The 8,276-nt window shown below is 44.1% G+C and carries 8 protein-coding genes; 6 read left to right on the top strand and 2 right to left on the bottom strand.

The window, feature by feature from the left end; all coding sequences use genetic code 11:
• Window positions 1-165 precede the first annotated feature (165 nt).
• Entirely contained in the window at window positions 166-759 is a 594-nt protein-coding gene (locus AB4124_RS33715) for a TetR/AcrR family transcriptional regulator (protein WP_441975420.1), read from the bottom strand.
• A gap of 273 nt (window positions 760-1,032) precedes the next feature.
• Here AB4124_RS33715 and AB4124_RS33710 point away from each other — a divergent pair, with 273 nt between their 5' ends.
• The 6 genes from AB4124_RS33710 to AB4124_RS33685 all read left to right on the top strand — a co-directional run bounded on the left by AB4124_RS33710 (window position 1,033) and on the right by AB4124_RS33685 (window position 6,890).
• The gene (locus AB4124_RS33710) at window positions 1,033-1,890 is read left to right on the top strand and encodes an SDR family oxidoreductase (RefSeq protein WP_441975419.1); all 858 of its coding nucleotides are present in this window, start codon (window positions 1,033-1,035) and stop codon (window positions 1,888-1,890) included.
• Between the two features lie 609 nt (window positions 1,891-2,499).
• Window positions 2,500-3,396, top strand: coding sequence for an RCC1 domain-containing protein (locus AB4124_RS33705; protein WP_441975418.1), 897 nt, complete (start codon window positions 2,500-2,502; stop codon window positions 3,394-3,396).
• A 375-nt stretch (window positions 3,397-3,771) separates the two neighbouring features.
• Window positions 3,772-4,569 carry a sulfite exporter TauE/SafE family protein gene (locus AB4124_RS33700; RefSeq protein WP_441975417.1) on the top strand — a complete coding sequence of 266 codons (798 nt, stop codon included), beginning with the start codon at window positions 3,772-3,774 and terminating at the stop codon, window positions 4,567-4,569.
• Window positions 4,570-4,760: 191 nt separating this feature from the next.
• A complete protein-coding gene (locus tag AB4124_RS33695) occupies window positions 4,761-5,393 on the top strand; it encodes a Vat family streptogramin A O-acetyltransferase (protein ID WP_441975416.1) in 633 nt (210 codons plus the stop codon).
• Window positions 5,394-5,660: 267 nt separating this feature from the next.
• Window positions 5,661-5,987, top strand: coding sequence for a LysR substrate-binding domain-containing protein (locus tag AB4124_RS33690; RefSeq protein ID WP_430112315.1), 327 nt, complete (start codon window positions 5,661-5,663; stop codon window positions 5,985-5,987).
• A 309-nt stretch (window positions 5,988-6,296) separates the two neighbouring features.
• Window positions 6,297-6,890, top strand: coding sequence for a hypothetical protein (locus AB4124_RS33685; protein WP_441975415.1), 594 nt, complete (start codon window positions 6,297-6,299; stop codon window positions 6,888-6,890).
• A 246-nt stretch (window positions 6,891-7,136) separates the two neighbouring features.
• Here the strand turns inward: AB4124_RS33685 and AB4124_RS33680 are convergent, their stop codons facing one another.
• The gene (locus AB4124_RS33680; RefSeq protein ID WP_441975414.1) at window positions 7,137-8,156 is read right to left on the bottom strand and encodes an alpha/beta fold hydrolase; all 1,020 of its coding nucleotides are present in this window, start codon (window positions 8,154-8,156) and stop codon (window positions 7,137-7,139) included.
• Between the last annotated feature and the right edge of the window lie 120 nt (window positions 8,157-8,276).

Below are 8,276 nucleotides of genomic sequence, written 5' to 3'. Positions count from 1 at the left end.
AAAGTAAACCAGTTTAACTGGTAAGTGAAAGTGACAAATTACACTGAGCCTGAACAATTTTATTGTCAGGCTAGCGTCTTTAGGCGCAGTTTGGCAACAGGGGGTTATACCCCAAGTGCAAACCACCCGTTGGACGGGTGGTCATGATTGAACGATAGCGTGTCTTTAGCTTGTTGTTTGCTCCCAAAATGGGGCCAAATTTACCGATATAACCTCAATGACTTCTTCAAACATCGTTTCCACTGAGCGATCTTGAGGGTTCCGGCTCCACTGCAAAGCGGATCCGAATATGCCCCAACTGATAACGAGTGCCGCAGCTTCCAATTTTTCTTGCGAAAAGCCCTGTGTGTCCATTTCATTTACCCGTTTAAGCAGAAGTCGATGAAGATCCTGACGCATGGCATTTTCAAACATCGCTTCAAACTGCTTGTCTCCCGGCGTACTACATTGTTGAAACCGCAAAAGAAAATCGAATATGGTTTGAATAAGGATGCGCAAATTGTCCTCATTGCATCTTGTTTGTTCCGGCAGTCTATCCCTTATAGTCCTTTGGAACTTTTCCGTCATCCAATATTCAAGAAAGTCATATTTATCCTGAAAATGAGCATAAAATGTTGTTCGATTTACGGTTGCTTGATTCGTGATATCGTGCACAGAAATGGAATAGATGTTTCTCTTTTTCCCAACCAAATCGTTAAAAGCCTGTACGAACAATTGACGGGTTCTTTTAACACGCGGATCCTCGGGATTTACCGACATTTTATCCCCCTCTTTCTCTCAAATTCAATAACAGACAAAAGGGCAAAAATGTTGGGAACACAACAAAAACAGCTTTTTGCAGGTTGTTTGCATAACTCAATCCTTTTATCTTTTACTTAAGAGGTTGTTCAAAAAGTCACTTAAAATCCATTGAGCTGTTTGTGTCTGATTCAGCGACTTTTGTTAACGCGCACTTATAGGATTATGATTGCACAAACAAAATCGTATGGCAAACTCTTTATCTGATTTGCAAACGAAAGGATGAGTATAGAAATGATTGTTGTTACAGGAGGGAATGGAAAATTAGGCCGGAAGGTCGTAGAGGAACTTCTCAAGCGTGTTCCTGCCGGGGATATTGGTGTAAGTGTCCGTGATGTGAACACGGCAGAGGATCTAAAAGAACGAGGAGTTCGTGTCCGGCAAGGAAATTTCGATGATTCCGAAAGTCTTCTACACGCCTTTGAGGGAGCGTCTCAAGTTCTTATTATCTCGTCCCACTCCTTGGGAGAAGTTGCTGTTCGCCAGCATCAAACCGCAATCGACGCGGCCAAGAAAGCGGGTGTTGGTCGACTGCTGTATACTAGCCAAATGTTTTCATCTGCAACGTCGCATTTTCCTCCCATGAACGTTCATGCTGCTACAGAAGAGATGCTAAAATCTTCGGGAATGGCTTTCACGTCGCTGCGAAACGGTTTTTATGCCGCGTCAGCGATGATGTGGATGGGTGATGCCTTGAAAACAGGGGAATTGATTGCTCCGGAAGATGGTCCTGTTGCCTGGACCAGCCATTCCGACCTGGCTGAAGCCACAGCGGTCATCTTGACAGAGCAGAGATATGACGCTATGACTCCTCACCTTACAGCTTCCGAAGCGATTGACATGGGTAGAATTGCATCGATTGCTTCCAAGGTCTTGGATCGACCGATTCGGCGAATTGTCGTGTCGGATGATGAATATCGAAACCACTTGATGTCCCGAGGACTGCCGGAAGCGATGGTCGGCATGCTTACGGGTATGTTTCAGGCAAGTCGACAAGGAGATTTCTCGCAAACCAATCCGACTTTGGAAAACCTGATTGGCAGATCCCCAGTGAATTTTACGGATTATTTAAAAGACTCGATTTCCCAATGATGAGAGTATAGTCGGTCTTTATACACCAGTGAAATTAAACACCGAATCATAAGGAGGAAAACCAAGGGCTAACTTCAAAATGGAGCAAAAACAATTTATATCGGCAGACAAAATGCTATTAACTCAACAGGTGAGCTAATTGGAGCTGGCGATTTGGAAATGCAGTCAAAGCAGGCGCTTCATAATATCGCAACGATTTTATACTGCAATATCATTTAATGGAAAACGACCGGTCGAACCCCGGTCGTTTTTTTTGATAGGAATGAGATGTCGGAACGTCTGTCGCGCAGTTTCTTTGCTTCCGTCGAAATGTTTGATTTTGGCGCTGATCTCCTTCAGGATAGTATAGTACAATAGGATCGTTTCGGATGAGACGGACGGATTAACGTAACTTTCATTCTGTCCGCATGCTTGGCGATATCTGGTCGTGATGGATGGGGCCAAGTTGGGGATATTGCGTTTTGCCAAAGATTTCAGTCTACTCTATACGCTAGCTAAGCTTTCTAGTTTTGAGATTACGAAAAATCAAAGGTGTGCAGGCTTTGCCTTAGCACTTGCGTGAATGTTGTATGATTTAAGTTGGAAAGAAAAAACAAGGGGGAGAACCTTATGGAAAAGGGGAATCTTTTCAGCAAGATATGGGCAATTCCCAAAGATACCATAGCAGCAGGTCGTCGTCATACGATTGGACTTAAATCGGATGGCACGGTGACGGCTGTGGGTGATAATAAATATGGCCAATGTGATGTAAGTGGCTGGCGCGATATGGTTGCGATTGCGGCTGGTAATGTTCATATGGCGACGAACACGGGTAATGCTCATACCGTCGGGCTTAAATCGGACGGCACAGTGGCGGCTGTGGGTTGGAATAAGTATGACCAATGCGATGTAAGCAGCTGGCGTGATATGGTTGCGGTTGCGGCGGGTTGGCGTCGTACCGTCGGTCTTAAATCGGATGGCACATTGGTGGCTGTGGGTCGAAATAATGAAGGCCAATGCAATGTAAGTGGCTGGTGTGATATGGTGGCGGTCGCGGTGGGTGACTGGCATACCATCGGTCTTAAATTGGACGGTACGGTGATGGCTGTGGGTAATAATAGGTATCGCCAATGCAATGTAAGCGACTGGCGCGGCATCGTGGCAGTTGCGGCGGGTTATCTTCATACTGTTGGGCTTAAATCGGATGGCACGGCGGTTGCAGTGGGTCAAAATAAGGTAGGCCAATGCGATGTGAGCGGGTGGCGCGGTATTGTCGCGATAGCGGTGGGTAGTCATCATACCATCGGGCTTAAATCGGACGGTACGGTGGCAGCTGTGGGCTGGAATGAGTATGGTCAATGCAATGTAAGTGACTGGTGCGATATTGTAGCAGTTGCGGCGGGCTGCGCTCATACCATCGGACTTAAATCGGACGGCACGGTGATGGCTGTGGGTGATAATGAATATGGCCAATGCGATGTAAGCAGTTGGACTAACATCCAACTACCCGGCGGTAAGGGGTGGTAAGAATAAATAAAATAAAAATAACAAAAATAAAGGAAAGCAGCCGATTAATGTGATCGGCTGCTTTTTGCTGGCTCAGCTGACTCAAGTCTCGCAATCTCATAAAAGATACGATACTACTTCAGATTTTGCTTGCATAACCATTACCTTTATTTATATCGAGTATAACAAATATCAATTATTATAATGTGCCCTATTCCATTACCATTTATTTTATAAGCAAATCCAAATAGGAGTCATAACTGTAAGCTGCAAGGGATTTTGTTGAACGAATCGAGTCGGAGATAGGGTACCGATTACGATTATGTCCGTCGGACCTAGGCGAGAGCGGGTCATTCAGCGATGAGTGCGGGCTGAATTAAAGGAGGAAGTAGTATCATGGCATTGATTGTGTTTACTTTCATCGGGGTGTTTATCGGCGTATTATCCAGCCTTTTCGGCCTAGGTGGCGGCTTCGTTGTCGTCCCAATTCTATATGTTTTCCTTCCTCACGTTGTTCCTGCGGAATATGTTATGCATACAGCTGTGGGGACATCACTGGCTGTCATGATTATAAATTCAACGAATTCCACCTATAATCATTCGAAGCAAGGTAATATCAATTGGATGGTATTTAGACAATTAGCCGGTTTTATCGCATCAGGCGCTCTAATCGGCGGGCTGTTGGCCCGCTATATTGATGGTGGATTGCTCAAATGTGCATTTATTATGCTACTTTGTTATGTCATTATATCTAATTTGTACAAGAAAACAGCGAATAGTAACGATGAATTCCCGATCTCTCCTCTGCCAGGACGCATGTCCCGTTTCGTTATTGGATCGTTCATTGGCATTATTTCAACGTTGCTAGGGATTGGCGGTAGCGTTATGACGATCCCATACCTTAGAAAATATGGGATGCGGATGCTGCATGCGGTCGCTCTAGCTACACCACTAGGTCTGCCTGTCGCTATTGTCGGTGCATCCACTTATCTTGCTTCAGGATTACGGGTAGCTGGCATGCCAGATTCGACCATTGGATTTATTTATATACCTGCATTGATTGGATTTTCGCTTGGGGGGCTGATAGGAGTACCAATCGGGAGAAGGTGGGCTCAGAAAATTCCAGATACTTTGTTTTTTAGAATTTATTTATGGATACTTATCATCGTGGTCATTACGATGATTATAGAATAACCCATCAAACATGATGACTTGTTCAATGAACCATTCGGCAATATAAATGGATTTTGGCGTATAAAGTTTGTCTTTGATATCGGCCCTCATCGAGATATTTTGATATAGAAAGAGGTATAATAAAATAATTGAATAATCAAGTACAACGCGATATTCTCGTTATTTATAAAACACGAAGGAGGGAATTTTATATGCAATATGGACCTGATCCTAATGCAATCTACCCAAATGAGGCAATTAAAAGTATATGTTATATTAAAAACGTTGTAACTCGCTCAAATATTGTTGTCGGTGACTACACATATTATGACGATATCAACGGGGCTGAAAAGTTTGAAGAGCGTGTCACACATCACTATGAATTTATTGGAGATAAGCTGATTATCGGAAAATTTTGCGCAATAGCAAAGGGTATTGAATTTGTAATGAATGGGGCAAACCATAGAATGTACAGCGTTACTACCTATCCATTTAACATTATGGGCCATGGTTGGGAGAAAGTGACTCCGACACTGGCCGACTTACCCCTTAAAGGTGATACTGTAATTGGAAACGATGTATGGATCGGTCAAAATGTGACCGTAATGCCCGGTGTACATATTGGAGATGGAGCAATTATTGCAGCCAATTCTGTTGTTGTAAAAGATGTTCCCCCATACCATATTGCAGGCGGGAATCCTTGCAAAGTCATTAAGCAAAGATTTGACGATGAACTCATCGATTATCTCCTTCTCATTAAATGGTGGGATTGGCCTGTTCGTAAGATATTTGATAATCTTGAAACACTATGCAGCGGGGATCTGACAAAAATCAAAGGAATTTAAGGGGGTGGCTCACAATGCGAACATCCATTTTCAGGCGTTTTGTAGCTAAAGCTCCAAACTACTTGACAGCCCCGTTACATGTTCAAGCTTTTGCAGGTCAACCTATCAGCAGATAATTAACGATCTACAAGTAATGAAAGGCCGCCCATAGGTTGGCCTTTTTTTGCTTTGCTTATCTACATACTGCTACATTTATATTTACTGAAATGTGCGTCAGCTACGGTTTGGTCAATCTTTGCTGTTGGTGGATTTTCAAACACTTGAAGGATGGCTTCGCGTCTCTCTGGTGATACCTTAACAGGGATCAGACCACTAATTTGTTCGATTCCGGATTCGGGCATCATCAGTATCGCCTATTTGAATATACTTGGTGCGGAGCTCGTGCCGAAGCTCATACGCGGTTTCCAACAACGTTACCCGAAGATCAGATTTGAGTTGGTACAAGGCAATCACACGTTCATTAGCAATCGGATGGAAAACGGAGAATGCGACTTACTGATTTCGTCAGCGAAGTTGGAGTCGGACGCTTACGAGTGGATTCCGATGAGGACAGTTCCTTTGTATGTGGTTGTTCCTCTTAACTGGATCCCATAAATGAATCAATAATGGAAAAACGAATTGAAAAGCTATCGATATTTTGACGGAAACAACCAGCTTTCACTTTTTGCGTTTCTAAACCCTTACTTGGGTAATAACTCATAATTGATCATATTAATGTGAAGAAACACAAAACGATGTTTTCTCAACAATACTCAATGACTCTAACCGATTGCAAATATCGTAAAATCAGTAGCTGTCTGATCATCCAGTGCATTCATGAAGCGTGCATGAACTAAATACAGGAAGGCGTGATTTAACGTGTATCCAAGACACTCTGCATTTATGAGGATTTCAATTTTCATCATGGTTCTAACGCTTACGGCATGCTCTGGAGCAGCTGAGCCTCCCGCCAGTCCAGAAATATCAACACCGGTCAATGAACAGGTCACGGCTCCTGAAACCGAGAACGAGCAAGCTTCCGAAGGGACGCGTCCGCAGAGCGAAAACTTTGATTTGATGACGGGTGAGGGTAACCAGTCACTTACAGCCACCTTGCATCAGGGAGAAGATTTTTCCTTATACGTATTCGAAAAGTTTGCTTTCGACGCTGCCGAAGGACGCCTATTTCTTAGCAGCAATCCAGAATACTATGTTGATATTGAGTCACTGCCTACAAATTATGACCTAACGCAGCTTAAAGCTGCAGGAAAAAAGGAATTGGAAGAGTTCGGCGAAGTATCCGATTTTAGTGGAGAGCTCGTCGAGCATCCACTGGGTTCCGCCGAGCTCTACCTACAAACCTCGAGTGGTGAAGGGATAAACGATTATATCGTGTGGCAGTCTGAAACAGGCGACGCATTCCTGTTCCGCCTTCACAATCCAAAAGGCGAAGAGGCTTCGGATTTTGCCGGTCCGGTCCTCGTTTCGTTATCTACGGTTCAAAGCGATTCAAAATGAATGAAGTTTTCCACCGATTATTCCAGAAGAGATGGGAATCATGCAAGTGGCTCGAAAAAGACACTGGATCAGCTGCTTAAGTTCTGCCTGAGGTCAAGAACATTGTGCCGTAGCTGTTGATGTTGTTAACAGAAAATATAAACACTAGACTGACGACCGGTTTTAGCTAACGGGCAGAACTGCTCAGCAAGCACAACTACACAAAAAGGAGGTCAACCAGTAAGTTCTGGTGACCTCAGTTATGATCTATCCGTCTGTGCTAAGCGCCAACAAGCGTTTCAGGCTATCATCAATAAATTGATTATCGGCAGGGTTGATTCCGCGACCAGCAATATGGCCCCAGATCGAATCGATCGGATTAAAAACAGCATTAGGTATAAGGTTAGCCTCGTATTCGTTATCGTCCGCCGAGCAGAAGAGATCCGTACTCCCTGGCATGACGTAGGCAAGCGCTTTGATGCTTTTGAGCGCCTTATCGAAGTCTCCGTTATAAGAGGGGTTTGCACTAATATCTGCATTTTGTCCTGTCCATAACATGGCCAATACATTGAGTGGATCCATCTTCATAAAGCTATCTTCCCACACACCAACCACAAAATCCTCCAATGAGTCAAATCCCATCTCACGATAAAGTTCCTCTCTGTAAAACGCCTGCGATAACCCCCATCCCGCATAGACACGGCCAACGGCGCGCATGTCTGCTGAAGTCAACTGGTTTAGTTGACTTGAATCGAAGCGGGCTGCAGACATGAGGGCAGCTTTCATTCCGTCCAGGACCACATACGTGTGGGGCCAAGGCTTGGCAACTCCGGCGAAAGGTGCAATTCGTTCCACCATGTCAGGATAACTTGCTCCCCATTGGAATGCTTGAATGCCTCCCATGGACCATCCAACGACGAGGGCGATTTTTTCAATGCCAAATTTTTCTGTCACCAGCCGATGCTGGAATTGAACGTTGTCATAGATGGTTACCTGCGGAAAATTAGCCCGGTCGAATGGGGGAGGCGTGTTACTGGGTGACGAAGATAATCCGTTGCCCAGCAGATTTGGAACGATAATGAAATATTGTTGCGGATCTAGTGCCATGCCGTTTCCAATCAACCATTCATTCTGAACATGCTGGTCGCCAAAAGCCGTTGGATAGACGATGACATTATCTTTCTTTTCATTTAATCTTCCATAAGTTTTATAAGCAAGAAAAGCGCTCGGTAACGTCACACCTGATTGCAAGGTTACGTCACCCAAATCAAAAATCTCATAATCCATCGTTTTGTCTCTCCCTTCAAAATGAAACCACAATGTAGCGTGTATTTCTTGTACTAAGTATAGGTCCGTGGTACTCTCAATAAAAGTGAACAAAATTCAAAGTAGTATTCAATATTATTG

The sequence above is a fragment of the Paenibacillus sp. 2KB_20 genome (assembly GCF_052115765.1).
GTDB lineage: Bacteria > Bacillota > Bacilli > Paenibacillales > Paenibacillaceae > Paenibacillus_AQ.
This window is presented reverse-complemented; position numbering and strand designations above follow the sequence as displayed.